General features: G+C 60.4%; 34 protein-coding genes and 1 tRNA gene. 18 read left to right on the forward strand and 17 right to left on the reverse strand.

Annotation, left to right across the window (positions count from 1 at the left end; genetic code table 11):
• The first annotated feature begins 114 nt into the window (after positions 1-114).
• The 14 genes from LDZ23_RS05255 to LDZ23_RS05320 all read left to right on the forward strand — a co-directional run bounded on the left by LDZ23_RS05255 (position 115) and on the right by LDZ23_RS05320 (position 13702).
• Positions 115-819 (forward strand): CoA transferase subunit A, encoded by a 705-nt coding sequence (locus LDZ23_RS05255; RefSeq protein ID WP_008350318.1) that lies wholly within the window; start codon positions 115-117, stop codon positions 817-819.
• Between the two features lie 2 nt (positions 820-821).
• Positions 822-1463, forward strand: a complete 642-nt coding sequence (locus tag LDZ23_RS05260) for a CoA transferase subunit B (protein WP_008350316.1) — start codon at positions 822-824, stop codon at positions 1461-1463.
• Positions 1464-1665: 202 nt separating this feature from the next.
• Positions 1666-2586 (forward strand): alpha/beta fold hydrolase, encoded by a 921-nt coding sequence (locus LDZ23_RS05265; protein WP_244807938.1) that lies wholly within the window; start codon positions 1666-1668, stop codon positions 2584-2586.
• Positions 2587-2659: 73 nt separating this feature from the next.
• Positions 2660-3013, forward strand: a complete 354-nt coding sequence (locus LDZ23_RS05270; protein WP_008350311.1) for a RidA family protein — start codon at positions 2660-2662, stop codon at positions 3011-3013.
• 32 nt (positions 3014-3045) lie between these two features.
• A complete protein-coding gene (locus tag LDZ23_RS05275) occupies positions 3046-5268 on the forward strand; it encodes a RelA/SpoT family protein (protein WP_034472050.1) in 2223 nt (740 codons plus the stop codon).
• A 99-nt stretch (positions 5269-5367) separates the two neighbouring features.
• Positions 5368-5444 (forward strand) — tRNA-Val (locus LDZ23_RS05280).
• A gap of 291 nt (positions 5445-5735) precedes the next feature.
• The gene (gene thrS / locus LDZ23_RS05285; RefSeq protein WP_244807939.1) at positions 5736-7643 is read left to right on the forward strand and encodes a threonine--tRNA ligase; all 1908 of its coding nucleotides are present in this window, start codon (positions 5736-5738) and stop codon (positions 7641-7643) included.
• A 47-nt stretch (positions 7644-7690) separates the two neighbouring features.
• The gene (infC, locus tag LDZ23_RS05290) at positions 7691-8218 is read left to right on the forward strand and encodes a translation initiation factor IF-3 (protein ID WP_075583511.1); all 528 of its coding nucleotides are present in this window, start codon (positions 7691-7693) and stop codon (positions 8216-8218) included.
• Between the two features lie 234 nt (positions 8219-8452).
• Positions 8453-8650, forward strand: coding sequence for a 50S ribosomal protein L35 (gene rpmI, locus LDZ23_RS05295; protein ID WP_004191477.1), 198 nt, complete (start codon positions 8453-8455; stop codon positions 8648-8650).
• Positions 8651-8675: 25 nt separating this feature from the next.
• Complete coding sequence (rplT, locus tag LDZ23_RS05300; RefSeq protein WP_008350196.1) at positions 8676-9035, forward strand: 50S ribosomal protein L20; 360 nt, start codon at positions 8676-8678, stop codon at positions 9033-9035.
• A gap of 203 nt (positions 9036-9238) precedes the next feature.
• On the forward strand, positions 9239-10252 hold the full coding sequence (gene pheS, locus LDZ23_RS05305; protein ID WP_033537244.1) for a phenylalanine--tRNA ligase subunit alpha: 1014 nt from the start codon (positions 9239-9241) through the stop codon (positions 10250-10252).
• A gap of 77 nt (positions 10253-10329) precedes the next feature.
• Positions 10330-12762: a phenylalanine--tRNA ligase subunit beta gene (pheT, locus tag LDZ23_RS05310; protein ID WP_244807940.1), complete on the forward strand. Its 2433-nt coding sequence runs from the start codon at positions 10330-10332 to the stop codon at positions 12760-12762.
• A gap of 65 nt (positions 12763-12827) precedes the next feature.
• Positions 12828-13232 (forward strand): integration host factor subunit alpha, encoded by a 405-nt coding sequence (locus LDZ23_RS05315; protein ID WP_008350190.1) that lies wholly within the window; start codon positions 12828-12830, stop codon positions 13230-13232.
• An 89-nt stretch (positions 13233-13321) separates the two neighbouring features.
• On the forward strand, positions 13322-13702 hold the full coding sequence (locus tag LDZ23_RS05320) for a MerR family transcriptional regulator (RefSeq protein WP_008350188.1): 381 nt from the start codon (positions 13322-13324) through the stop codon (positions 13700-13702).
• A 166-nt stretch (positions 13703-13868) separates the two neighbouring features.
• Here LDZ23_RS05320 and LDZ23_RS05325 read toward each other — a convergent pair whose 3' ends face one another.
• The 3 genes from LDZ23_RS05325 to LDZ23_RS05335 all read right to left on the reverse strand — a co-directional run bounded on the left by LDZ23_RS05325 (position 13869) and on the right by LDZ23_RS05335 (position 16078).
• Positions 13869-14216 carry a hypothetical protein gene (locus LDZ23_RS05325; RefSeq protein ID WP_244807941.1) on the reverse strand — a complete coding sequence of 116 codons (348 nt, stop codon included), beginning with the start codon at positions 14214-14216 and terminating at the stop codon, positions 13869-13871.
• Between the two features lie 507 nt (positions 14217-14723).
• Positions 14724-15851 carry a tyrosine-type recombinase/integrase gene (locus tag LDZ23_RS05330; protein WP_244807942.1) on the reverse strand — a complete coding sequence of 376 codons (1128 nt, stop codon included), beginning with the start codon at positions 15849-15851 and terminating at the stop codon, positions 14724-14726.
• A complete protein-coding gene (locus LDZ23_RS05335; RefSeq protein ID WP_244807943.1) occupies positions 15848-16078 on the reverse strand; it encodes a DUF4224 domain-containing protein in 231 nt (76 codons plus the stop codon). Before LDZ23_RS05335 ends, LDZ23_RS05330 begins: the two co-directional genes overlap by 4 nt.
• A gap of 116 nt (positions 16079-16194) precedes the next feature.
• On the opposite strand from LDZ23_RS05335, the gene LDZ23_RS05340 reads away from it, so the two are divergent.
• Positions 16195-16422 (forward strand): hypothetical protein, encoded by a 228-nt coding sequence (locus LDZ23_RS05340; protein ID WP_244807944.1) that lies wholly within the window; start codon positions 16195-16197, stop codon positions 16420-16422.
• On the opposite strand, the gene LDZ23_RS05345 is transcribed toward LDZ23_RS05340, so the two are convergent.
• Both LDZ23_RS05345 and LDZ23_RS05350 read right to left on the reverse strand, forming a co-directional pair.
• Positions 16400-16636, reverse strand: a complete 237-nt coding sequence (locus LDZ23_RS05345) for a hypothetical protein (RefSeq protein WP_244807945.1) — start codon at positions 16634-16636, stop codon at positions 16400-16402. The two genes, LDZ23_RS05340 and LDZ23_RS05345, sit on opposite strands and share 23 nt — an antisense overlap.
• The gene (locus LDZ23_RS05350; RefSeq protein ID WP_244807946.1) at positions 16629-17240 is read right to left on the reverse strand and encodes a Lar family restriction alleviation protein; all 612 of its coding nucleotides are present in this window, start codon (positions 17238-17240) and stop codon (positions 16629-16631) included. Before LDZ23_RS05350 ends, LDZ23_RS05345 begins: the two co-directional genes overlap by 8 nt.
• On the opposite strand from LDZ23_RS05350, the gene LDZ23_RS05355 reads away from it, so the two are divergent.
• Entirely contained in the window at positions 17235-17555 is a 321-nt protein-coding gene (locus LDZ23_RS05355) for a hypothetical protein (protein WP_244807947.1), read from the forward strand. The genes LDZ23_RS05350 and LDZ23_RS05355 overlap by 6 nt on opposite strands.
• 76 nt (positions 17556-17631) lie before the next feature.
• On the opposite strand, the gene LDZ23_RS05360 is transcribed toward LDZ23_RS05355, so the two are convergent.
• From LDZ23_RS05360 to LDZ23_RS05375, 4 genes are all read right to left on the reverse strand, one after another.
• Positions 17632-17814 carry a hypothetical protein gene (locus tag LDZ23_RS05360; RefSeq protein ID WP_244807948.1) on the reverse strand — a complete coding sequence of 61 codons (183 nt, stop codon included), beginning with the start codon at positions 17812-17814 and terminating at the stop codon, positions 17632-17634.
• Complete coding sequence (locus tag LDZ23_RS05365) at positions 17811-18074, reverse strand: hypothetical protein (protein ID WP_244807949.1); 264 nt, start codon at positions 18072-18074, stop codon at positions 17811-17813. Before LDZ23_RS05365 ends, LDZ23_RS05360 begins: the two co-directional genes overlap by 4 nt.
• Positions 18071-18628 carry an HNH endonuclease gene (locus LDZ23_RS05370; RefSeq protein WP_244807950.1) on the reverse strand — a complete coding sequence of 186 codons (558 nt, stop codon included), beginning with the start codon at positions 18626-18628 and terminating at the stop codon, positions 18071-18073. The genes LDZ23_RS05365 and LDZ23_RS05370 overlap by 4 nt, the downstream gene beginning before the upstream one ends.
• Positions 18629-19952: 1324 nt before the next feature.
• Entirely contained in the window at positions 19953-20303 is a 351-nt protein-coding gene (locus LDZ23_RS05375) for a hypothetical protein (protein ID WP_244807951.1), read from the reverse strand.
• Between the two features lie 23 nt (positions 20304-20326).
• Between LDZ23_RS05375 and LDZ23_RS05380 the strand changes: the two genes are divergently transcribed.
• Positions 20327-20623, forward strand: coding sequence for a hypothetical protein (locus tag LDZ23_RS05380; protein ID WP_244807952.1), 297 nt, complete (start codon positions 20327-20329; stop codon positions 20621-20623).
• A gap of 74 nt (positions 20624-20697) precedes the next feature.
• On the opposite strand, the gene LDZ23_RS05385 is transcribed toward LDZ23_RS05380, so the two are convergent.
• The 8 genes from LDZ23_RS05385 to LDZ23_RS05415 all read right to left on the reverse strand — a co-directional run bounded on the left by LDZ23_RS05385 (position 20698) and on the right by LDZ23_RS05415 (position 24503).
• Positions 20698-21531 (reverse strand): YfdQ family protein, encoded by an 834-nt coding sequence (locus LDZ23_RS05385; protein WP_244807953.1) that lies wholly within the window; start codon positions 21529-21531, stop codon positions 20698-20700.
• Positions 21532-21576: 45 nt separating this feature from the next.
• On the reverse strand, positions 21577-21918 hold the full coding sequence (locus tag LDZ23_RS05390; RefSeq protein ID WP_244807954.1) for a YfdP family phage-associated protein: 342 nt from the start codon (positions 21916-21918) through the stop codon (positions 21577-21579).
• 112 nt (positions 21919-22030) lie between these two features.
• On the reverse strand, positions 22031-22180 hold the full coding sequence (locus LDZ23_RS05395; RefSeq protein ID WP_244807955.1) for a hypothetical protein: 150 nt from the start codon (positions 22178-22180) through the stop codon (positions 22031-22033).
• 22 nt (positions 22181-22202) lie between these two features.
• Positions 22203-22325, reverse strand: coding sequence for a hypothetical protein (locus LDZ23_RS34835; RefSeq protein ID WP_277621804.1), 123 nt, complete (start codon positions 22323-22325; stop codon positions 22203-22205).
• Positions 22322-22483 carry a hypothetical protein gene (locus LDZ23_RS05400; RefSeq protein WP_167561873.1) on the reverse strand — a complete coding sequence of 54 codons (162 nt, stop codon included), beginning with the start codon at positions 22481-22483 and terminating at the stop codon, positions 22322-22324. The genes LDZ23_RS34835 and LDZ23_RS05400 overlap by 4 nt, the downstream gene beginning before the upstream one ends.
• Before the next feature lie 10 nt (positions 22484-22493).
• A complete protein-coding gene (locus tag LDZ23_RS05405; RefSeq protein WP_244807956.1) occupies positions 22494-22634 on the reverse strand; it encodes a hypothetical protein in 141 nt (46 codons plus the stop codon).
• Between the two features lie 256 nt (positions 22635-22890).
• A complete protein-coding gene (locus LDZ23_RS05410) occupies positions 22891-23181 on the reverse strand; it encodes a hypothetical protein (RefSeq protein WP_244807957.1) in 291 nt (96 codons plus the stop codon).
• A gap of 8 nt (positions 23182-23189) precedes the next feature.
• Positions 23190-24503 (reverse strand): LexA family transcriptional regulator, encoded by a 1314-nt coding sequence (locus LDZ23_RS05415; RefSeq protein ID WP_244807958.1) that lies wholly within the window; start codon positions 24501-24503, stop codon positions 23190-23192.
• On the opposite strand from LDZ23_RS05415, the gene LDZ23_RS05420 reads away from it, so the two are divergent.
• Positions 24496-24756 (forward strand): hypothetical protein, encoded by a 261-nt coding sequence (locus LDZ23_RS05420; protein WP_244808109.1) that lies wholly within the window; start codon positions 24496-24498, stop codon positions 24754-24756. The genes LDZ23_RS05415 and LDZ23_RS05420 overlap by 8 nt on opposite strands.
• Positions 24757-24924 lie beyond the last annotated feature (168 nt).

Here is a 24924-nt window from a genome sequence, read left to right on the forward strand (position 1 = left end):
CGGCACAAAGTACGCTTGTGCCACGTCAAAAGGCCGCGCGATGCGCTCGAACAGTGCATCGGCGGCATCAAAAAACCGATTTTCAGTTGGTTTCAACATGGAAGGGACACACAGATGAACAAGGTCTATCCCAGCGCGAAAGCCGCGCTCGAGGACATCGTCAAGGACGGGCAGACGTTCGCCGTCGGCGGTTTCGGGCTGTGCGGCATTCCCGAAGCGCTCATCGCCGCGCTGCGCGATACGGGCGTCAAGGGCATCACCTGCATCAGCAATAACGCGGGCGTCGACGGCTTTGGCCTCGGTCTCTTGCTCGAGACGCGCCAGATCAAGAAGATGATTTCGTCGTACGTCGGCGAAAACAAGGAGTTCGAGCGCCAATACCTCGCCGGCGAACTCGAGCTCGAATTCACGCCGCAGGGCACGCTCGCCGAGAAGCTGCGCGCGGGCGGCGCGGGCATTCCGGCGTTCTTCACGAACACCGGTTTCGGCACGGTGATCGCGGAAGGCAAGGAAACGCGCCAGTTCGGCGAGAACCATTACGTGCTCGAGCATTCGCTCACGGCAGACGTCGGTCTCGTCAAGGCATGGAAGGCCGATAAATCCGGCAACCTGATCTTCCGGCGCACCGCGCGCAACTTCAACCCGATGTGCGCGATGGCCGGCAAGATCACCGTGGCCGAAGTGGAAGAAATCGTCGAGACGGGCGAACTCGATCCGGACGCGATCCATCTGCCCGGCATCTACGTGCAGCGCCTCGTGCTGAATGCGCAGCCGGAAAAGCGCATCGAACAACGCATCGTCCGCGCGAAAGGAGAGTAATCATGGCTTGGACTCGTGACCAGATGGCCGCGCGCGCGGCGCAGGAACTGCAGGACGGCTTCTACGTGAACCTGGGTATCGGCTTGCCGACGCTCGTCGCCAATCACGTTCCGGACGGCATGGAAGTGTGGCTGCAGTCGGAAAACGGTCTGCTCGGCATCGGGCCGTCGCCGTATGAAGACGAAGTCGACGCCGATCTCATCAACGCCGGCAAGCAGACCGTGACGACGCTGCCGGGCTCGTCGATCTTTTCGTCGGCGGATTCGTTCGCGATGATCCGCGGCGGCCACATCAACCTGGCGATCCTCGGCGCAATGCAGATCAGCAAGAAGGGCGATCTGGCCAACTGGATGATCCCCGGCAAGATGATCAAGGGCATGGGCGGCGCGATGGACCTCGTCGCCGGCGTGAAGAAAGTCGTCGTGCTGATGGAACACGTCGCGAAGGGCGACCAGCACAAGATCCTCGAAGAGTGCTCGCTGCCGCTGACGGGCGTGGGCGTCGTGGATCGCATCATCACCGATCTCGGCGTGATCGACGTCACCGACAATGGCCTCAAGCTCGTCGAGCTGGCCGACGGCGTGACGGTCGAGGAAATTCAGAAGAAGACGGGCGCGCCGCTCGATGTCACGAGCGTGAAGTGATAGCGGCGTGACACGAACGCCGGTTCTCTCGGCGTGAGCGCGAACACGGGCGGGCGAAGCTTTCGGAGCTTCGCCCGCTTTGCTTTTGCGGGTTTCGCCCGCATCTGTGCACGCGGGAAGGGGTCGTCCGTTCGGCATAGGCCCGCTCGATCCGGTGAGATGCGCTTTACAATCGTTTCGACACTTCCACGAGGACCTCTCCATGACCGCATCCATCGTCGCCGAAGCCGTGCATTCCGATCTGAGCGAGCCGCGCCAGCGCTTCGTGCAATGCGCGAGCCCGGCGGGTCTGCATCGCATCGCCTATACGGAGTGGGGCGATCCGGCCAATCCGCGCGTGCTGCTGTGCGTGCACGGCCTGACGCGCTCGGGACGCGACTTCGACAAGCTCGCGCAAGCGTTCGCGCGGGACTATCGCGTGGTGTGTCCGGACGTGGTCGGGCGAGGACTGTCCGACTGGCTCGCGGATCCGCGTTACTACGGCGTGCCGCAGTATGTCGCGGACATGGTAACGCTGATCGCGCGGTTGAACGTCGAGACGGTGGACTGGTTCGGCACGTCGATGGGCGGTCTCATCGGCATGGCGCTCGGCGGCTTGCCGAACACGCCGATCCGAAAGATGCTGCTCAACGATGTCGGGCCGCATATCGAACCGGTCGCGCTGCAGCGTATCGGCGAGTATCTCGGCAAGCCGGCGCGTTTCGCATCGCTCGACGAAGGCGTGCGGCACGCGGCGGCGCTCGCGGCGTCGTTCGGGCCGCTGACCGACGAGGAGTGGGCGAGCATCAACACGCCGCTCCTGCACGAGCGCGACGGTGCGTGGGGCTTTCGCTACGACCCGGGCATCGCGACGCCGTTCACGTCGGCCACCGATGAGCAGAATGCGGCCGGCGAGGCGTTTCTTTGGCGCTCGCTCGCGTCGATCAGGACGCCGGTGCTCGTCGTGCGCGGCGAGAGCTCGGATTTGCTGTCGCGCGAGACGGTCGCGCAAATGGTCGAGAAAGGTCAGGCCGTGACGAGCGCCGAGATCCCGGGCGCGGGTCACGCGCCGGCCTTTCTTGTCGAAGATCAAATCGCCATCGCCAGGGGGTTCTTTCTCGGCGATGACGCGAGCGGGGCATAATATTGGGCTGAACATAAGGTGCTTGCGCGCCGCTTGCGCTTCCTTTCTCACCATAACCGATCAGGAACAAACAATGGCAGTCATTCGTCATCACGTCGGGCCGCGCCTTTCCGAAACCGCGATCCACAACGGCACGGTGTATCTCGCCGGCCAGATCGCCGAGGACACGGACCAGGACATCACCGGTCAGACGCGCGAAGTGCTCGGTCACATCGACCGCCTGCTCGAAGAGGCGAACAGCGACAAGTCGCACTTGCTGTCGGTGCAGATCTATATCTCGGACATGATCCATTTCCCCGGCATGAACGCCGTGTGGGACTCGTGGGTCGCGGAAGGCAACACGCCGCCCCGCGCCACCGTCGAAGCGAAGCTCGCCAATCCGGCGTGCCTCGTGGAAATCGTCGTGATCGCCGCACAGCGCAACTGAATCGAGTCGTCTGAAGTATTGGCATCGCCCGAATGACCGAGACCGCCGTCCCCACCGAAACGTTGCCCGAGCCGTCCATCGACGACGCGCTCGCGTTCGTGCGCGAGCACGCGAAGGACGCGCGCGTCTCGACGGGCGAACTGCTCGCGGACCACGCTGCCGGCACCGCGCGCATCATGCAGACGCTCAACGTCGATTCGCACGCGGTCGCCGCCGCGGCGCTCTTCGTGCTGGCGCCGCATCTTGACGATCCGGAGAAGGTGATCGCGGAGCGCTTCGGCCCGGAAGTGCAGCGGCTCGTCGGCGATGTACGCAAGCTGTTGCGGCTTGGTTCGGTCAGCTCGCGCGCGACGCTCGCGGAACTGCCTGAAAACACGCGCGACGCGCAGGCCGCGCGCCGTGCGCAGGTCGAAGCGTTGCGCAAGATGTTGCTTGCGTTCGCGCAGGACATTCGCGTGGTGCTGATCCGGCTCGCCTCGCGCGTGCAGACGCTGCGCTACTACGCCGCGCACAAGATCGAACCGTCGCCCGACGTGCCGCGCGAGACGCTGGAGATTTACGCGCCGCTCGCCAACCGGCTCGGCATCTGGCAACTGAAGTGGGAACTCGAAGACCTGTCGTTTCGCTTCGAAGATCCGGTCACGTACAAACGCATCGCGAAGCTGCTCGACGAGAAGCGCGTCGAGCGCGAGACCTATGTGACCGAGGCCATCGCTCGTCTGCAGAAGGAACTGGAAACCGCGCACATCAAGGCGGACGTCAGCGGACGGCCGAAGCACATCTACAGCATTTGGAAGAAGATGCGCGGCAAGCAGCTGGATTTCGCCGAACTGAACGACGTGCGCGCATTTCGCGTGATCGTCGGCGACATCAAGGATTGCTACACCGTGCTCGGCATCGTGCACAACCTGTGGCAGCCGGTGCCGCGTGAGTTCGACGATTACATCTCGCGTCCCAAGCCCAACGGCTACAAGTCGCTGCATACGGTCGTGATCGGCGACGACGGGCGCGCATTCGAAGTCCAGATTCGCACGTACGAGATGCATCAGTTCGCCGAGTACGGCGTGGCCGCGCACTGGCGGTACAAGGAAGCGGGCGCGCGTGGCTATGCGGGGCAGGTGACCGCGAGCGAGAAATACGACGAGAAGATCGCATGGTTGCGTCAGCTTCTCGCGTGGAAGGACGACGTCGAAGGCGAGCATCCCGGCTGGCAGCATCTGCGCGACGCGACGCTCGACGACGACCATATCTACGTGCTGACGCCGCAGGCGCGCGTGATCGCGTTGCCGCAAGGCGCGACAGCCGTCGATTTCGCATATCACCTGCACAGCGAGCTCGGACATCGTTGTCGGGGCGCTCGCGTCGATGGCGCGATGGTGCCGCTCAACACGCCGCTGCAAAACGGACAGACGGTCGAGATCGTCGCGGTGAAGGAGGGCGGTCCGTCGCGCGACTGGCTCAATCCGCAGCTCGGCTATCTGCATAGCGCCCGCGCGCGGCAGAAAGTGCGCTCGTGGTTCCTCGCGGCGGATGCGGCGGAGAACATCGCGGCCGGACGGAGCATCGTCGAGAAGACCTTGCAGCGCGAGGGAAAGACATCGGTCAGTCTCGAACAGCTCGCGGCGAAACTCGGCTTCAAGGCGCCCGAGGAGCTTTACGCACTCGTCGCGAAGGACGAGTTCAGTCTGCGCAACATCGAGCAGGCGCTTTCCGATGCGCCGCCGCCCGAGCCCGAACCCGAAGCGCCCGAGCAGTTCGAGAAGCGCAGCAGCGGGCAAAGCGTGGCGCACGGAGCGTCGACGGGCGTGCTCGTCGTCGGTGTCGATGCGCTGCTCACGCAACTCGCGCGTTGCTGCCGCCCGGCGCCACCCGATCCGATCGCGGGATTCGTCACGCGCGGCAAAGGCATGTCGGTGCACCGGACCGATTGCGAGACGTTCAAGCGCATGGCCGAGCGCTCGCCCGAACGCGTGCTGCACACGACTTGGTCCGCCGAGGTGATGAACGGGCGTGGCTCGTCCGTTTATCCGGTGGACCTTTCGGTTGAATCGGCGGATCGCCAGGGCTTGCTGCGCGACATCTCCGAAGTGTTCGCGCGCGAGAAGATCAACGTGATCGGCGTGAAGAGCCAGAGCCGCAGGAATGTCGCGTATATGCAGTTCACCGTGGAAGTGTCGAGTGCAGCGCAGATTCAACGCGCATGCACGCTGCTCGGCGAAGTGCAGGGCGTGATTCGCGCTTCGCGTCGCGCGTAGCATCTAGAAGGGATTGAACGGATTGGCGAATATTTTCGATTTTTCTGAAGATAAGCGCTTGCCAACATCTGAAACACTCCATATAATCTCACTTCTTTCAGGCTCGTAGCTCAGCTGGTTAGAGCACCACCTTGACATGGTGGGGGTCGTTGGTTCGAGTCCAATCGAGCCTACCAACGAAAACGAAATCCAGCGGACTTCGGTTCGCGGGGTTTCAAACCGCAAGAAGCGCGCAGCGCAAAAGGCGAAAAAACATGGCACGTCGAACGTTGACCGAAACAACTTCGGAGCGACGCTAGTCGAGGACCATATTCGCCTTCTGCCAAATTGTTTCGCGGTATGTGTGAAAAGTGAATGCGGCCCCTCGATAGCGGGGCCGCATTTTTTTTGTCTTGCGATTTCAAACGAAATCGCGTGGCAATGCTTAATCGAATCGCCCGGCATGTGCCGGCGTCTTGGAGAACGATATGGTTTCGGTACGTTTGCCTGATGGGTCGGTCCGACAATACGACCACCCGGTGACCGTCGCGGAAGTTGCGGCATCGATCGGCGCGGGCCTCGCCAAGGCGGCGCTCGCCGGCAAGCTCAACGGCGAACTCGTCGACACCTCGTTTCTGATCGACAAGGATTCGTCGCTCGCGATCGTCACCGACAAAGACCCGGAAGGCGTCGATGTCGTGCGTCACTCGACCGCGCACTTGCTGGCCTATGCCGTGAAGGATCTGTTCCCCGAGGCGCAAGTAACCATCGGGCCGGTCATCGACAACGGCTTCTACTACGATTTCTCGTACAGCCGTCCGTTCACGCCCGAAGATCTCGAAAAGATCGAGAAGCGCATGCAGGAGCTCGCGAAGAAGGACGAGCCGGTGTCGCGCCGCGTCGTCTCGCGCAACGAGGCCGTCGAGTACTTCAAGAGCATCGGCGAGGCGTACAAGGCCGAGATCATCGAATCGATTCCGGAAAGCGACGAGATCCGGCTTTACGCGCACGGCAATTTCATCGACCTGTGCCGAGGCCCGCACGTGCCGTCCACCGGCAAGCTCAAGGTTTTCAAGCTGATGAAAGTCGCGGGCGCGTACTGGCGCGGCGATTCGAAGAACGAGCAACTGCAGCGCATCTACGGCACCGCGTGGACCAAGAAGGAAGACCAGGAGCAGTACCTCCACATGCTGGAAGAAGCCGAGAAGCGCGATCACCGAAAGCTCGGCAAGCAGCTCGACCTGTTCCATCTGCAGGACGAAGCGCCGGGCATGGTGTTCTGGCATCCGAAGGGCTGGTCGCTATGGCAGCAGGTCGAGCAGTACATGCGTCGCCGCGTGAACGAAGCCGGCTATCTCGAAATCAAGACTCCCATGGTGATGGACCGTTCGCTGTGGGAAGCATCGGGGCACTGGCAGAACTATCGTGAAAACATGTTCACGACCGAGTCGGAAAAGCGCGACTACGCGATCAAGCCGATGAACTGCCCGGGCCACGTCCAGGTGTTCAATCACGGCTTGCGCTCGTACCGCGACTTGCCGCTGCGTTACGCGGAGTTCGGTTCGTGCCATCGCAACGAGCCGTCGGGCGCGCTGCACGGTCTGATGCGCGTGCGGGGCTTCGTTCAGGACGATGCACATATCTTCTGTACCGAAGATCAGTTCATCGCGGAATCGATCGCGTTCAACACGCTCGCGATGAGCGTGTATAAGGATTTCGGCTTCGATCACATCGACATCAAGCTGTCGCTGCGTCCGGAACAGCGCGCCGGCACCGATGAAACCTGGGATCGCGCGGAGCAGGGCCTGCGCGAAGCGCTGACCGCCTGCGGCCTGCAGTGGGAAGAGCTCGCGGGCGAGGGCGCGTTTTACGGTCCGAAGATCGAGTATCACATCAAGGATGCGCTCGGCCGCTCGTGGCAATGCGGCACGCTGCAGCTCGACATGGTGCTGCCGGAGCGTCTCGGCGCGGAGTACGTGGCGGAAGACAACAGCCGCCGCCGTCCGGTGATGCTTCATCGCGCAATCGTCGGATCAATGGAGCGTTTCCTCGGCATTCTGATCGAGCATCACGCCGGCGCAATGCCGCCGTGGCTCGCGCCGATCCAGGCCGTTGTGCTGAATATTGCTGAAAGTCAGGCCGAATATGCCGGAAATCTGGCTCAATCGTTGCAAAAACAAGGGCTTAGAGTAGAGTCCGATTTGCGCAATGAGAAGATTAGCTATAAAATACGCGAGCACACGCTGCAAAAGGTGCCGTATTTGCTGGTCGTCGGCGACAAGGAGCGTGATGCACAAACCGTAGCCGTGCGTGCTCGTGGCGGTGTCGATCTGGGCGTGATGCCGGTCGACGCATTCCTCGAACGTCTGCAGCAGGAAGTGCGGACGTTCAAGTAAGTCACTCGCAGCGCGGCTTGTTTTTTCATTTTTAGAGGAAACGTAACATCGCTACTGATAAGTCGTCACATCGCATCAACGGTGAGATTACCGCGCCGGAAGTGCGTTTGGTCGGAGTGGACAACGAGCCGCTCGGAATCGTGAAACTGGCCGAGGCGTTCCGTCAATCGGAGCAACTCGACGTGGATCTCGTCGAAATCGCGCCGCAGGCTTCGCCGCCTGTCTGCCGTTTGATGGATTACGGCAAGTTCAAGTATTCGGAAGCGAAGAAGCAGCACGAAGCGAAGTTGAAGCAGAAGATCGTGCAGGTGAAGGAAGTCAAATTCCGCCCCGGCACGGATGACGGTGACTACAACGTCAAGCTGCGCAACCTCACGCGCTTCCTCGAAGACGGCGACAAGACGAAAATCACGTTGCGTTTCCGCGGTCGCGAAATGGCGCACCAGGAAATCGGCATGCGTATGCTCGAGCGCCTGAAGTCCGATCTGGACGAATATGGCCAGGTCGAGCAGATGCCGAAGATGGAAGGGCGTCAGATGATCATGGTGCTTGCCCCGAAGAAGAAGGGCAAGTAACCGAACAGCAGTAGGGCGATGGATCGCGCGCCGTCGAAAGGCGGTCGGCGCGGCATTGCCGGCGGTTTCAGGCCGGCGTCATTTCGGTGACGCCGGTCATGAAAAGCGGCGGTTCTTCACCGAACCGTTCGCACACAAGTGGAGCGTGGGTTTCGAAGGGCGGGAAGGGGTTCGCGGGCAGTATCGGCGGATCATCCGCACACCCATGACCATCTAATAAACTGGAGTTGTTTCATGCCGAAGATGAAGACCAAGAAGAGTGCTGCAAAGCGCTTCGTGGTGCGTCCGGGCGGTACCGTCAAGCGCGGTCAGGCCTTCAAGCGCCACATTCTTACCAAGAAAACCACCAAGAACAAACGCCATCTGCGTGGCGCCACGGCCGTTCATGATTCCGATCTGAACTCCGTCCGCGCAATGCTGCCGTTCGCCTAACCTCATCTAACTTAAGGAGAGCAACATGCCTCGAGTAAAACGTGGGGTTACCGCACGGGCCCGTCACAAGAAGATCATCCGTCTGGCCAAGGGTTACCGCGGCCGTCGCAATAACGTCTATCGCATCGCCAAGCAGGCGGTCATGCGCGCAGGCCAGTACGCCTACCGCGATCGCCGCAACAAGAAGCGTGTGTTCCGCGCACTGTGGATCACGCGTATCAACGCGGCGGTGCGTCAGCACGACATGACCTACAGCGTGTTCATCAACGGCCTGAAGAAGGCTTCGATCGAACTCGACCGCAAGGTTCTGGCTGACATGGCTGTGTTCGACAAGGCTGCTTTTGCTGCGATCGTGAAGCAGGTGAAAGCCGCCGTTGCAGCCTAATTGCGAAATTAGTACTGCGTGGTTCGCCTCCTCGTCGCCGCATCGTAGAAATACGTTGACGGCGGCGCGAAGGCAGAAAACGGGGCTCTCACCGAGCCCCGTTTTTGTTGGTCGGACGGTTTTGCGCATCTCATGCCCATCGTGGAGCGTGGATGAGCAAAACCGAACCTCAGATTGAATTTCGACGCTAAAAGATGGGATCAATGGATCTGGACCAGATTGTCGCCGACGCGAAAAGCGCCTTTGAACACGCCGCCGATACCACCACGCTCGAAAACGAGAAGGCACGGTTCCTCGGCAAGTCCGGCGCGCTGACCGAATTGCTGAAGGGATTGGGCAAGCTCGATCCGGAAGCGAAGAAGACAGAAGGCGCGCGCATCAATCAGGCAAAGCAGCAGGTTGAAGCCGCGCTGAACGCGCGCCGTCAGGCGCTGGCCGACGCGCTGCTGAATCAGCGTCTCGCGTCGGAAGCCATCGACGTCACGCTACCGGGACGCGGCGCGGGTGCGGGCACGCTGCATCCGGTGATGCGTACGTGGGAGCGCGTCGAACAAATCTTCCGCACGATCGGTTTCGATGTCGCCGACGGTCCGGAAATCGAGACCGACTGGTACAACTTCACGGCGCTGAACAGCCCGGAGAACCATCCGGCGCGCTCGATGCAGGACACGTTCTACGTCGACGGCAAGGACGCGGATGGCCGTCCGCTTTTGCTTCGCACGCATACGAGCCCGATGCAGGTGCGCTACGCGCGCATGAACAAGCCGCCGATCAAGGTGATCGTGCCGGGCCGCACGTATCGCGTGGACAGCGACGCCACTCATTCGCCGATGTTCAACCAGGTCGAAGGCCTGTGGATCGAAGAGAACATCAGCTTTGCGGATCTGAAGGGCGTCTACACCGATTTTCTGAAGAAGTTCTTCGAGCGCGACGACATTCTCGTGCGCTTCCGCCCGTCGTATTTTCCGTTCACGGAGCCGTCCGCCGAGATCGACATGATGTTCGAACACGGCAAGAACGCGGGCAAATGGCTGGAAATCTCAGGCTCGGGGCAGGTGCATCCGACCGTCATCCGCAACATGGGCCTCGATCCGGAGCGCTATATCGGCTTCGCGTTCGGCAGCGGCCTCGAGCGCCTGACGATGCTGCGCTACGGCGTGCAGGATCTGCGTCTGTTCTTCGAGAACGATCTGCGTTTCCTGCGTCAGTTCGCGTAAAGCACTTAGCGCCCGCGACGATCGCTCCTCGATAAGCGGCGATCGTGAGACTCCAAACATTTCGAACGTAGACACACATGCAATTCCCAGAATCCTGGCTCCGCAGTTTCGTCGATCCCAAGCTCTCCACCGACGAACTCGCGCACGCGCTGACGATGGCCGGCCTCGAAGTCGAAGACCTGCGCCCGGTCGCGCCGCCGACCACGAAGATCGTCGTGGGCCAAGTGCTCGAAGTCGCCAAGCATCCGAACGCCGACAAGCTCAACGTCTGTCAGGTCGATGCGGGCACGGGTGAGACGCTCAATATCGTGTGCGGCGCGCCGAACGTGTCGCCGGGCATCAAGGTGCCGGTCGCGCTGATCGGCGCCGTGCTGCCGCCGGCCGAAGCGGGCGGCGAGCCCTTCGCGATCAAGCCGACGAAGCTGCGCGGCGTCGACAGTCAAGGCATGCTGTGCTCCGCACGTGAGCTCAAGCTGTCGGAAGATCACAGCGGTCTCTTGATCCTGCCGACCGATGCCAAGGTCGGCCAGGACATTCGCGAGGCGCTCAACCTCGACGACACCGTCTTCGAAATCAAGCTCACGCCGAACAAGGCAGACTGCCTGTCGGTGTTCGGCGTTGCGCGCGAGACGGCCGCGATCACCGGCGCGCCGCTCAAGCAACCGGACATGCCGGCCGTCGAAACGAAGCTCGACGAAAAGCTGCCGGTCAAGGTGCTCGCGCCCGATCTGTGCGGGCGCTTCTCGGGCCGCGTGATTCGCGGCGTGAACGCCCGCGCGAAGACGCCGCAATGGATGGTCGAGCGTCTGGAACGTGCGGGCCAGCGCAGCATCTCCGCGCTCGTCGACATCTCCAATTACGTGATGCTCGAACTCGGCCGTCCGACGCACGTGTTCGATCTCGATAAGATTCACGGCGGGATCGAAGTGCGCTGGGGCAAGAAGGGCGAGTCGCTGAAGCTCCTGAACGGCAACACCGTCGAGCTCGATGAAACCGTCGGCGTGATCGCCGACGATCGTCACGTCGAAAGTCTCGCGGGCATCATGGGCGGCGACAGCACGGCCGTCTCGCTCGACACCACCAACATCTATCTCGAAGCCGCGTTCTGGTGGCCGGACGCGATCCGCGGCCGCGCGCGCAAGTACAACTTCTCGACCGATGCGGCGCATCGCTTCGAGCGCGGCGTCGATTATTCGACGACCGTCGAGCATATCGAACGCATCTCGCGCCTGATCCTCGACATCTGCGGCGGCGAAGCGGGTCCGGTCGACGATCAGATCGTCAACGTGCCGGATCGCAATCCGGTGTCGATGCGCGTGTCGCGCGCGCATCGGATCATCGGCGTAGAGATCGGCGCGGAAGAGATCGCACAGATCTTCACGCGTCTGAACCTCGCGTTCGAGCGCGACGGCGACACCTTCAAGGTCACGCCGCCGCCGTATCGCTTCGATATCGAGATCGAGGAAGACCTGATCGAGGAAGTCGCGCGCATCTACGGTTTCGAGAAGATTCCGGCGCGCCCGCCGGTCGCGCGCAGCGAGATGCGCATCACGAACGAAACGAAGCGCTCGATCCATACGCTGCGCCACGAAGTCGCCGCGCGCGACTACTCGGAGACGGTGAACTTCAGCTTCGTCGATGCCGAGTGGGAGAAGGACTTCGCCGGCAACGATAATCCGATCAAGCTGCTGAACCCGATCGCGAGCCAGCTCTCGGTCATGCGTTCGACCATGTTCGGCAGCCTCATCGAAGTGCTGCGTCATAACCTGAATCGCCGCGCAGACCGCGTGCGCGTGTTCGAAGCGGGGCGCGTGTTCCATCGCGACGCAACGGTTAAAGCGGGCGAACTGACGGTCGAAGGCTTCGCGCAACCGAAGATGATCGGCGGGCTCGCGTATGGTCCGGTGGTCGAGGAACAGTGGGGCGTGGCCACGCGCAACGTCGACTTCTTCGACGTGAAGGGCGATGTCGAAGCGCTCTTCGCGCCCGTCGTGCCGCGCTTCGTTAAGGCGGAGCATCCGGCGTTGCATCCGGGACGCAGCGCGCGCATCGAGGTGGCGGGGCGCGCGGTCGGCTGGATCGGCGAACTGCATCCGCGCTGGCTGCAAAAGTACGACCTGCCGAACGCGCCGATCCTCTTCGAAATCGACGCCGACGCGTTGATGGATCGCGCATTGCCGGCGCCGTCCGAAGTGTCGAAATTTCCGCCGGTGCGTCGCGATATCGCGATTGTCGTGGATCAAAACGTGGCGGTTCAGGCGCTGCTCGACGAGCTCGAAAGCGCGCGCGCGGAAGCGGCGTGCAGGTACGTCACGAAGGTTGCCCTTTTCGATGAATTTCGTCCAAAATCAAATACTTCCGGTGGCTTGGGAGCGCATGAGAAAAGTCTTGCCTTCCGTGTAACGTTGCAAGATACTGGCGGCACGCTTCAGGACGAAACGGTCGATACGGCTATCAAAACGCTGGTGGATCGCCTGGCTCGAGTACACGGCGCGCGGTTGCGCGGATAGCCTTCAGTTGGCCCTTTCCGTCTTAATCGCCAAGTCTTAAATATGGCAAGCGCCGTTTTACCGATATGAACCAAATGAACTCGAGTGATTTCGAAGCCCTTCTTTCGGCGCAGCGTAGCGCCATGACCCGAGATATTCCGACCTCGAGCGCGCCCGGCGATACGCCGACGCTCACCAAAGCCGAGTTGGCGGAGATGCTGTTCGACCATGTCGGTCTGAACAAGCGCGAAGCCAAGGACATGGTCGAAGCCTTCTTCGAAGTCATCCGCGATGCGCTGGAGAGCGGCGAGAGCGTCAAGCTTTCCGGCTTCGGCAATTTCCAGTTGCGCGACAAGCCTCAGCGTCCCGGCCGCAATCCGAAGACGGGCGAGGCCATTCCTATCGCCGCGCGGCGGGTCGTCACGTTTCATGCAAGTCAGAAGCTGAAGGCGCTGGTCGAAACGGGAGCGGAGACCGATCTCACTCGCTGATTTCCCGGTGGCGCGCGAATGACTCGCGCGTCGCGTTGCTTGGCCACCGTGCTTCAATCGACATCACTTATAACGATGGTTGATCGACGATGGAAAAAGTCGTCTTGCCTCCGATCCCCGCCAAGCGATACTTCACGATTGGCGAAGTCAGCGAGTTGTGCGGCGTCAAGCCTCACGTGCTGCGCTATTGGGAGCAGGAGTTCACGCAGCTGAGGCCGGTGAAGCGGCGTGGCAATCGCCGCTACTATCAGCATCACGAAGTCTTGTTGATCCGGCGCATCCGCGAGTTGCTGTACGAGCAGGGCTTCACGATCAACGGTGCGCGTAACCGGCTCGATTCGCAGGGACGTGCAATCGACGACGATGCGGACATGGCCGAGACGCAAGTGTCGGCGCAGGCTCAACCGGGCGTCGATGTCGAGCAGTTGCGCAAGGATATTCTTCAGGTGATCGATCTTCTCGGCGGATGAACGCCGTCCGATTCAAAGTCCCGATGCCGCGAGTTCTCGCGGCATTTTTTTTGTCCGTCCCACGCTGTAATTACCGGATGCGTCGCAAGGCATCGTGGCCGCCGATGTAGCGAAGGTGTACCAGCCGCCGTCGAGGAGTCGATGACCGGACAGGCCCTGCCCGCGGTTAAGGCTTGACGCCTACGCGGAAGCGTTTTTTCGGACCGGCTGCTTGCGTGGCCGGCAACTTGGTCTTGACCGACCAATAGACGATGCTCGGTCCGACGCCCCATGGCGGATAGATGCGCCAGTCATCGACGCCATGGTGGAAGAAGTAAAGCGCGAAGCATCGGCCTGGTCTCGACGCGCGAACGGAGACATAGCGGCTGCCGCCGGGATAGATGCGCCCGAAGCGCGTGACGCGCGCGCCGCTTCCCGGACCGAACCATCTCGCGACTTCCGCGCGCAGGGCGGAGCAGGTTTGGCCGCATCGGCTGCGCCGCGCTCTGGCGGACGCTGGGACAGACAAAGGCATGGGGCGCCGTTCCTTATGTGTCACCTTAAGATTAGGGCTTAAATTACTGACACACAAGTGTTTTTTGGGCTTTTACGTCTGAATATTGGCGGACGGCGCCGCGTTTTTGCGCGCGTGTCGTCCATGACGAATGGCTTCAGACGGTCATGCCCATCGTCGCGGCCGTTTTGGTCAGCGCTTCTTCATCGGCGCCGACTTTAAGCATTGCATCGGCGAGGTGGTAGTCGAGCTGCGCACGCCCTTGGAGAAACGCGGGCGATGCGTCATCGATGACCCGCGAGGGGCCAAGAAAAAAGGCTCTCCGGCAGAAGCCGGAGAGCCTTCAATTTCTGGTCGGGGCGAGAGGATTTGAACCTCCGACCACCTGCACCCCATGCAGCAAAGTTAAGACTATTTATCGCTTTACGCTCAATCGGTTGCAAACCAGCTTTCTAAGGGATTGCCCAACAAATGAGCAAGCTCTGGCGCGGCTCTGCGGCTAGTCAGCCACAAAATATTAGAAAGATTTCAGGCGGATTTTGCAGCGGGAAGGGCTAGGCGGATAGTCGAAACAGGCACTTCGCGTTGCTTGATGTAACCCTCGGTCGTCGATCGATCTGTGTGCGCGGCGGCGGTCTGAAGGGCGTCGATGTCATACCCGGCTTTCTTCGCGTCGGTGATCGCTTTCGCGCGGATGTCCTTGATCGTGTACGGCGCTTTCGCGAGCCCGACGCGCTCCATTGCCCCTTCCCATGCATCGCGCACGGATTGGTCTGTCTTCGCGTTGCCGCGCTTGTCTCGAATCACATACGTCTGCCCAAACGTGGGTTCGAGCAGCTTCGCGCGCTGGAGCACGGCGTCGATTTCGGGCGTGATCGGCCAATCGACCATCTCACCGCTGGAATCCTCTGTCTTCGACGGCACGAAGTGGATGACGCCGTTCGCCCGGTCAACGTAGCTGCAGCCAAACGGATTGCCTTCGTCGACGGACCACCGCAGATTTCGGATCTCGGTTGAACGTTGCGCGGTGAGATAGCAGAGGTCGATGAAGCACTGCATCATCGGGCCGGTCGGGACGGTCGCACGCTTGCCGGTGTTCGGGTGAGGCTTAGAGAGCATGAGCGCATCGCGGATCGCGAGAAATGCGGCGTCCGGGATATAGACCTTCCGGGTCTTCGGCTTCTTCACTTCGACTTCGCGGCAGGGATTCACCGCGATCTCGCGCTTGCGCACAGCCCAGCCGCAAAACTTCGAGAGCCATGCTTTCATCGCGCGCTGCGTCGGCAGCTTGTTCGGCCAGTTCGTCGTCAAAAATTCTTCCACGGCGGCCGCGTCGAGCTGCTGCACATCCCAGTCGCGGAAGTAGCTGCGCACGCCTTCGCCGCGGCGCTTCCACTCGTCGCGGAACGACTCGGCGTACTTGCCCTCGGTCTTGTCCATGTACTCGTTGACGAGGCGCGGCATGTTGCCCGAACCGATAGACGGCTCGAACTTGCGCTTCTCTTCGATGAGTCGCTCGAGCATGCGCCGCTCGCCCTCGTCGACGCGACAGAGCTTCAGCCACTTGTTGTCCTTCCGCACCCAGTAGAACGAGCCTGACTTTTCGTAGACACGATTCGGCAGGCCGTCGATGCGGTCGCGGCGGCGCGCGTTCATGCTGCGGCCTTGCGAAGGGGATAGACGCGCGGTTTTGCTGCAGCGGCCGCTAAATCGCCGCCGACGCCGGCGCGCTTCGCGCTGAGCGCCTCGAACGTCTGCCAAGTCATCACGATGGCACCGTTTCCGTCGCGCGGCACGTCGACGCCGAACGTCTGCTTGAACCACTCCGCCTGCTTCGAATAGCGCGTCTTTCCGGTGACTCGCTTCAGATCGGCCAATTCCATTAATCGGCTATGCATTCTGGCTCTCCAGATACGCGCGGCTCACGCGCATGAATTCTTCGATTTGATGCTGCATTTCACTGCCTAAAGTTCTGTTTGTGGCTGCCGATAACGCGGGCATGACTAAAGACGAAGCCGACACCATCCTCGAAGCCGCCGATAAAGACGCCGAACGCATCATCGAACTGAAGTTTGGCTACTACGACGACTACAACCCCGCGCATACGGCTGCGCACCAATTTGCATTCGAGACTCTGATCGAGATGCGCTCGCCGCTGCCCTTGTACGAGCTTCTCGCGATCGTCGAACCGCCATTCGCGGTGCTCACAAAGGCGCGCTTGCACTAACTTCCTCGCCGCTCTGAGCGTCTATCAGGGCGCGGATTTCAAAAGCCGCTTCGGCCGGGTCGATGTTCTCGTCGCAAAGCTGCGCGGCGCGCTCCAGCGCAGCTCGCTCAACGGCGCGGCCGATGATCAGCGCCTCTCTGCGCCACCGCTCGACACCTGCTCGGTCGAAGTCGCAGACGGCCGCAATCACCGTCAACATTTCTTCGTCAGTCACGGCCGCTCTCCTTGTCTTGCATTGCTCGGTCGATGGCGGCGTCCCAGTCTTCCTCCTGCCACAACCTGTTCGATAGCTTCGTCCCGTAGCAACTGGCACCGGCCATCTTGTCGAACTCGTCTTTCTGACCCTTCAGCCATCGATACCGCGCAGCGTCCTTTGCCATGCGCTGCAACTGTTCCAGAAGCGTGACGCTTCCGCCGTCTGGCTGGTCCATGTAATACGGTCCGGGAAGCAACTTTGAAAGTTCGGATTCTGAGATTGCATCATCCGGCGTGGGGTGGGCGACGTGCCGCAGGAACAGATTGAGCATCACTTCTTGCGCATGGTCGCTCATCGCGAAGCCCATCTCTCGCGTGAAATCGCTCACGAAGCGGCGCGCCTGATCTTTCGCGCTCGGCTTCCTCTCCGCCAATACGCGGGATTCGAGGGCGCGGGAGTTCCACGCGGTGACTGCTGTCGCTTCCTTCTCCGGTGAAAACGCGACGCACAGCCCTGCCTTGTTGCATGCGGAATCCGGCGGGCACGAAATTCCAACAATTCCATCGCCGTATTTGAGGAACGGCTTTCCGCCGCAAAACGGGCACGGCTTCAGTTCTTGCATCTGAGTTCTCCGATTGCGCTGCATAAGCGCTTTTCCGCACATAAAGTTTTTGAAGCGAATGCCGAAAATGCATTCATGAAAAAGGAACAAGAACAACGACTGATTGAGGACGATCTGCTACGAGCGGAGGCTCGGTCACTGGCTGCCAGCATCGAAGCCATAAGGCGCGCACGCGGGAAGAAGAATCCGCGCGACGTGGATTTCGGGACGCCTGAGTGGAAGAACACCTGCATCGAATTCGCTCGCGACTTGCGTTGGGCTTTAGGCATGGGCGATGACGATCTCACTGAAGTTCGTCGGCCGGACCGTCCGTGACCTCGAAGCGGACGCGACTCGGTCATCTGCAAGCGCTGCGCGCCGGGCGCGACCATGTCTGTTTGAAGGTGCGCGCTCATTTGGCGGCGAAGGCTTCGGCCTGACGCAGCTGGGCGGCGATGCGCAGCATCTCGTCGTGGTCCCGTTTCGCCTCTTTGCAGTCGTCCCACCGGCCGAAGGTGCCGTGCGCGGCGCGGATTCCCTCTGCTTCGCGCTCAATGATTTCCGCAGCGCGGTCGAGCAGTGCGCGCGGCTTCATTTGATCTGGTGCCGGCGAATGCCCGTGATACCGTTCGGCAGTTGCGCCTGCTTTTCCTCGTCGTCGGGCTGCATGAAGTCGGAGCCGGTCGCGCCAGACGCCTTGATGAATTCGACTTCGACCTTCGCGCTGTCGACGAGGACGCGCGCGACGTCGGCTACCGCGCGGGCGCGCTCGACTTCCATCGGGTTTTCGCGATTGCGCAGATCCGCGAGGGTGTCCAGCAAATGCTGGCGAACGGTGCTGATGTTGTTGCTCACGACTGTTTCTCCTTCGCCTCGCGGGCGATTCGGTTGATCTGGCGCGTGATCGCGCCTTTCAGTTGAACCAGCTTCGCCAGTTCGGGATCGCGGCTCACCGGGTGATTGCGTCGCGCGAGCTCGGTGCGGCTGACGAGTTCGATCGCGTCGAGCGTGATGTGCGCGGCGTCGGCAGTGCGCCTGCCGGGCAAAAAGCAGACGACGTGACCTGGTGGGATCGGGCCGTGCGCTGCTTCCCAGACAAGCCGGTGAACGCCGATCCAACGCCGCGCCGGCACGGGATGATCGTCGTTGACCTTGCGCTCGAGGTAGCCGTCCTTGCTGATTCGTTCGGATCCGATCGGCACATAGTTGTGCTGGGCGGCGCCGCGCATTGCGCCTTTTTTGAACTGCGTACGGCGGCTGTTGGGATGCGTGCCGCATATGCCCTTGACGCCTTTATTCCACGACGTCTGTCCCTTCTTGAAGCGTGTCGCTACCATGCGCGGGTCTTGCCTGCCGCGTTGCACTCGTCCACTCCGATCGGAATCCATAAAGGCTTCAGACTTGTGCAATCCGAGTTCCGCAGCCTTCGCATAGACTCGTGCGATCGAGCAACCGAATGCGCGCGCGAGATCGGCCGTCTGCCGGTCTGGGTATTCGCGCTTTAGCTGCGCGACTTCTTCGTCTGTCCAAAAGCGTCGTTGCACGACGACCTCCCAATAGGTATCTCGCCAATCCAGACCGTGACGCGCTGTCCGGTGATTCCCTCGACCATCTCCACGAATCGCTCACAGAGCCTTTGGATTTGCTGTGTCGTCGGCTTCCGAGCGAGCCCGACCGATTCGAGGGCGTCGAGCAGCGCCTGGAAGGTGGGGAGTAGGCGGGTCATTAGGGTGTCCAAGCGATTTAACGACGGGAATCTCATATAGCGCGTATAGTGGTCTGGCATGCCGCTCCTGGTGTGTAGGAGCAAGCATGGAAAACCTATCGTGTGTGCCATATCGCGGGTACACCATCGACGTTCGCGTCGTCACAAGCAAATCACCGTCACTGGATGGCCAACAGGTTCGATACGCTGTCTCCTGGTCGATCCTTTCCTCTGACCCTCGTGCTACGCCCGTCGTAAGCCTTCCCGAGCAACTTAATTTCCTTACGCCCGACGCTGGATTCAGATATGCCGAGCGGCAAGCGAAGAGGTTCATCGATGGTTGCGTCAACGATGGAAGTGCTGATGCAGCACCAGCCTGAATCATCTTTTCGGAGTTGAGCATGTCGCGACTGTTGAGAATTGGAACAGTGGAGTTCCACGTGTTGGTTGAACCGCTTGTGGGCGGCGGATTCACATACGCTTGCGTTGAAATCGATCGAACGAGGCCGAAGGTTGATCGGATCCATTTCGAAAGTTCGCTTCGATATGAAAGTGAAAATGACGCATACGCTGGCGGCTCGGCCTATGCTCGGAAGCAAGGGCGACGAGTGCTGAAATAGAAGGCCGCCCATTCCGTCTCTCCCGTTTCCTTCGCAAATTTGAGGTACTCCGCATAGTCCGGCCAGTAGCGCTTGAGATTCGACGCGTGCTGCTTCGGCGTGCTTCCCCTTCGACAACGGCGGCAGTGAAGGTCGGACAGTGATCAGCATTGCGGCCGTCAGCGGCGGACTGCGCGCGCTGCTTCGCGAGATACGCGTCCCAGTAGCCATTGAACGCAGCGGCGGCTGCGTCTGCATCTTCCCGGGACGGTGCGGCGACAATGTCATCCGGGCCCTCAATGTTGAGCATCCACAAGTTTTTTTCGCTCACGCTTGCCTCTTTTTCGGTCTTCGACTCCTAAATACCCGTCGGCTCTTCAATCTCTCGGCTTACGCCTCCGGAAAAGCGCACAATCAGTTTCCGTGTATTTACCTACTGCTGGAATCGCCATGGCACGCTTGATCAAGGTCGGAAATCATGAGTACCACGTCGTGGTACATCCGCTGCTGGCGGGCGGCTTCGCCTTTACAGTCGTTGACATCGACTTGACCGGTCCTAAAGTCACCGAGGCTCGTCACGACAGTGAGATCAGATTTCCTACCGAAAAGGATGCTTATGATCGGGGTTCCGTCTACGCTCGTCGGCGCGCTAGATTGTTCAGACGGTAACCGGCACAAGGCGATTTCCTGTTCTGCGCCATCGAATCCGCCGATCTCTCCGATTAGCAAGGCTTGAAGATTGATTGAACGTTTTGCGTAAGTTTCTTGCAAAGTCTGCATAACTAACCTCGGACGTTCCTTTCATGAACGAAAAACCGCAGCTACCCGTGTTGCGCTTGGATGGGGATCTCTTCTTCAATCAACGACTTGCCAACAAGACATATCGAATTCAAGTTACAAGCGAATGCCTCGCTGATATCTTCGGTTCTGACGGCTCGTTCGAAGCCGACGTCCAAGCTCTGCAAGTCAACATTCAGTTGATCGTTACAATCGCGACTCGCAAAATTATGACCGGCACGAATTCGCCGATTCGGGTTCGGTGCGCCGACTTTAGGCGTTTCGCCTCGCTAAGCGCCGATGCTGATGGTCGCGTTCCGTAAAAATCACCAGGCGGTCTCACCGCCACTAAGCCGGGCAGCCGGATTATGCGCCGGCACGCGGGCTTGTAAGGGGGTTACTCGGGCGTGCCGAGCAGAATCTTGGTGGAGGTTTGTTCTTCGATCTGCGTCCAGATGGCGCGGAACGCGACCTCAAGAACCTTGTGCGGGCGGATCAGCTCGTACCAGATCTTCAGCATGCCATCCTTGATGCGATATTTGATGCGTGCGTCGATCGAATAGGGCGCGCCGTTCTCAAATACCGGAATGCTCAGCGTGATCTGCGACGGCATCGCGATCTTGTTGCCGGTCGCGTTCACGTCTTCCTTCCAGACGAAGTTCGTGCTGCCGTCCTGCAGACGAGCGGCCGACACGAAGTTGCCTTCCTTGCTGGCTTCGAAGTTCAGCGCGACGCTGAGCATCGTCGAGCCGTCCGGGCTCACGATGTCCGGCAAGTTGTCTTCGATCAATTCGGCGAGTTCCAACTGCGACATCGCCTGACGATCCTTGCCAGTCCACGTTTTCCACTCGCGCGAGGCCGGAACCGGAAACTCGACGCGATACGCGCGCCAGTTGGCGCCGTCGTGCTCGTCTTGGAGTGAACCGTAGGCGCGGTGATCGTCGATTACGCCGAGGATGCGGGCCGGGTCGAGCGAAGCGTAAATCAGGCTCTCCGGTCGCTTCTGGCGATTGAAGTACTCGATGAAGCTGGCGGCGTCGCGCAACTTCACGGTGCCGGCCGCGCGCGCGGGGCTTTCGAACACCTGGTCGATCGTCTGCGTCTTGAAGCCCTCCGGCACGATCACGTACGGCTTGCCATCGGGCAGCGGGCTGTTCTTGGGATCAGCGAGGGCGGCGCCGGCGGCGAGCAGGGCGGCGACGTCTTTCTCACCGGTGAAGTTGTCGAGCATGACTTTTCCTTGTTGGTCGTAAAGGTGAGGTGAATTGAGCAGCGATTAGCCGAACGAGACCGATCGGCCGCTGGAAGTGCTGTCGGCGAGCGAGATACCCGGCAGTTCGGTCTGACGTTCGCTATGGCGCGACAGGTTGTTTTCGACGGTCGGGAAAAAGACTTCGGCGCTTTCCTTCTCGCGCGGCAGAGTCGCGACTACCTTGCCGGTAACTTCGAGCGCGTCCTGTACCTTTGCGAACGGCTTGACCTCGACGGTGATCGTGATCTTTCCGGCCTTGCCGGTGTCGCGCACCATCGCGACGAGCGTGTTCAATTCGTTCGTCGCCTCTTCGACGACCGCACCGCCGCGCAACTCCATCAGCGTCTGCGTGAAAGCCTTCTTCATCCGATCCTCCGATCGTGTTGTTGATCAAGTAAGCCGCCTAACGGGCGGCATCCCCGTTTCACTATTGGCCCGAAGGCCTGCGGAATGCCCGTTTATCCGCCGGGCAAGGAATTCAGTGGGCGGCCGGCCAGCGGATGCGCTTCTTCTGTTGCTCAAGCTCGGCGAGGCGACGTTTAGCGCTGGCATCTGCGCCGCGCACCAGCGCGATAGCCGCGACCATCGTCACGACAAACAGAAGGACTACTATCTGATAGATGTTCATGGTGAGCCTTTACGGGATCGCTTTAGGCGCAGTGGACGACCGTGCAGCGTTCGAGACGAGCGGCGCGATAATCGATCTCCGCGCAAATCGCGAGATACGCCGCTGCGACCAGAAACGTGATGCCCCAGATTTGCCAGAGCTTCACGCCAACACCCCGGCGCGGAAGGCTACGCACAGGAACCACACTGCGCCGATCGCGACACCGTAAAGACCGGCAACGCCGATCGCCTTGTAGATCCTTTCAACGTCCTGCAGCCGCGTAATGTCGCGAAGCAGGGCGTTGTCTTCAAGAACGCGTTCCATCTTCCTGTCCTTATCCGCCGGCCCGAACGTCGGCGACGCCCGGGGCGATGATGTTGATTGCGTATTCCCGCAGGAGATGTTCGATGAGCGCGCCGGCGCCACCTTGCGCAAGGCGCTTCAGCTCGAGTAGATCGCTTGCCAGCCAACTCATTTGCTATCTCCTGTCCACTTGCCGGACAGGAAGCCCTGAGTACAAGGCACTGATCGCTTCCCAGTGCCCTGAGATCAGGGCTCCCGGTTTATCCCCGGAGCGCTTCGTTCAGCGCATGGATGCATTAAACATCATGTTTAAACAAGTGTCAAACATTTTGTTTAATAAAGTTTGCTTGGGTCCGCGGTTGGAGCCAAGGCGAGCTGGAAAGCAAAAAGCCCGCAGAAGCGGGCTTGGAGTCTGGAAGGGAGGCGGGTCAGTCGAGCGTCGCAGCGTCGACGGTAGTGAACTGAGATTTGTGCCAGAAAACTGGCTTGCCGTACCCGGCGAATGTGGTGCGCACGCCATCGGAAGTAATCTCGACGGCGCAAGTCATGTCTTTCTTGCGGCCCCGCTTGTCTAGGAGGATTGCGACGGGCGCCCCTTTGCAGCTGACGGCCTGTTCAACGATCTCTAACGTCATCGCGCCCGGCAGCCGCGCGACCGCCGCGCCAGCAGCTGCAGCAGTGCTACTCGCCAGCGCCAGACCGACCGTTGCCACAAACAAAGTTAGCCTCAATCCGGCCTCCAAGAAGAAGGGCGGCAGATCGCGCGGACGAAATGCATTTTCTCGATTTCGTCGCTCGAAAAGCTGATTGGCTTGTGCGCATCGTTGGCTGAGCGGAGATGCACTCTGCCGGCCCGACGGTACAAAAATTCCTTGACCATGACCTGCCCAGCTTTCGACTTGACGAGCACCTCGTCTCCGGCCTCGATAGCTTGGTTGGGCTCGATAACGACGAACTCACCGTCTTTGATTCTGGGCCGCATTGAGTCGCCGACGCACTTCAAGGCGTATGCGTTCGGATCCCTGGAAGGGAAGTCGACGTAGCCGTCACCGGCTCCGACGGGATATTCAAGGTCGGCCCAGTACCCGTTATCCCCAAGTTGCGCATGACCTACCACGGGGACAGCTCTCCAGTTCGTAATGGGGATAGGCTCATACTCGTCGACGTATCGAACAGCGACGCCCGGCTCGCCTTTCCCTTTCGTAAGCCAAACAACGTTCACGCCGTAGGCTGTTTGCAGCGCGGCACCCTGCGCCAGTGTGATGTCCGGGCCTTCGCCGTCCAGCCACTGGCCGGCGACGGATTCGCTAACCCCCGCAACAGACGCAATTTCTGCGGTAGTTAAGCCCTTATCGAAAAGCGCTGCTCTCAGTCTACGTGGCGACCTCGCTGACGCCAAGTCGTCTGAAGAAATAACAATATCAGACTCCGCTCGATCAGATTTTTCGATCTCGGGGCGTGATCGGTCTCTTTTCGACGAATCATTCGACGGAGGAACCGGTGCCGCGCCGAGCATCGTGCCTTCGCCAGTCATGAGCCAAACGGCACTGCACCCAAGCTTTTCTTGGGCGTCGAGCATCGCCGCTTTCGACATGCCGCGACGCTCCCAGTTGTTTACGTTCTGGGGCGCGACATTTAGAAGGCGTGCGATTTCGGTAGGCGTGGTGAGCCCGCGCAACAGCCGGGCTGCCTCGTAGAGGCGGGCGGTGGTTTCATGCATACCCCGGATGTTCTCAAAATTAAACACTTTGTTGTTCAACATAGTGTTTGCTTTTTGATTAAACGTGGTGTTTAATAACGCATGGACCGGAAAAACGACATCACTGCTGACCGACTGCTCATCGAGGAACTCGGTGGGGCTTCCAAGCTCGCCCGTCGGCTGGGTTTCGACCAGCGCGGTGGAGTTCAACGCGTCCACAACTGGAAGGAGAGAGGGATCCCGGCTGCCGTCAAGCTCGAATTCCCCGACATCTTTCTTGGTAGGCCCCGTCAGCGACTCGCAAAGTAGGTCTCTCGCGCGTTCGTTGTCTTTTGTGTTCATCAACCGTTTTTCTTTTTTGGAGGAAGCAATGTCTCGTCGCGCTGAATTTCGCAACGAAGTAAAGACCCGCCTCGAAGACCCCGTCTACGAGGGAATGCAAGCATTCAAGGCTCTCTACGGCATCGACAGCGATTCCGCTGCTCTTGCCCGTATCGCCAAGCTGTTTTTGTTTGGCACGGTTGGCACTTTGCCAGCGAACCTGTTGGGCGTCAGTGTCGCGTCGTCCCAAGTTGGGAGCGCAGTAAGCGCATGAAAGAAGGAAAAACCGGCCTTCTCGTTGAACTTCCGATTCCTGAGGCTGGGGAGTTGGCTGCTTTGGCGGCGAGTCTGGGCGTTTCAACTCAGAAATACCTCGGGTATCACGTCCTGCGCTCTGCATATGGACCGTTGCACCCGGAAGTAGCCGCGTTTGAAGTGGCCC

Source organism: Caballeronia zhejiangensis (genome assembly GCF_022879815.1).
GTDB classification, from domain to species: Bacteria; Pseudomonadota; Gammaproteobacteria; order Burkholderiales; family Burkholderiaceae; genus Caballeronia; species Caballeronia zhejiangensis.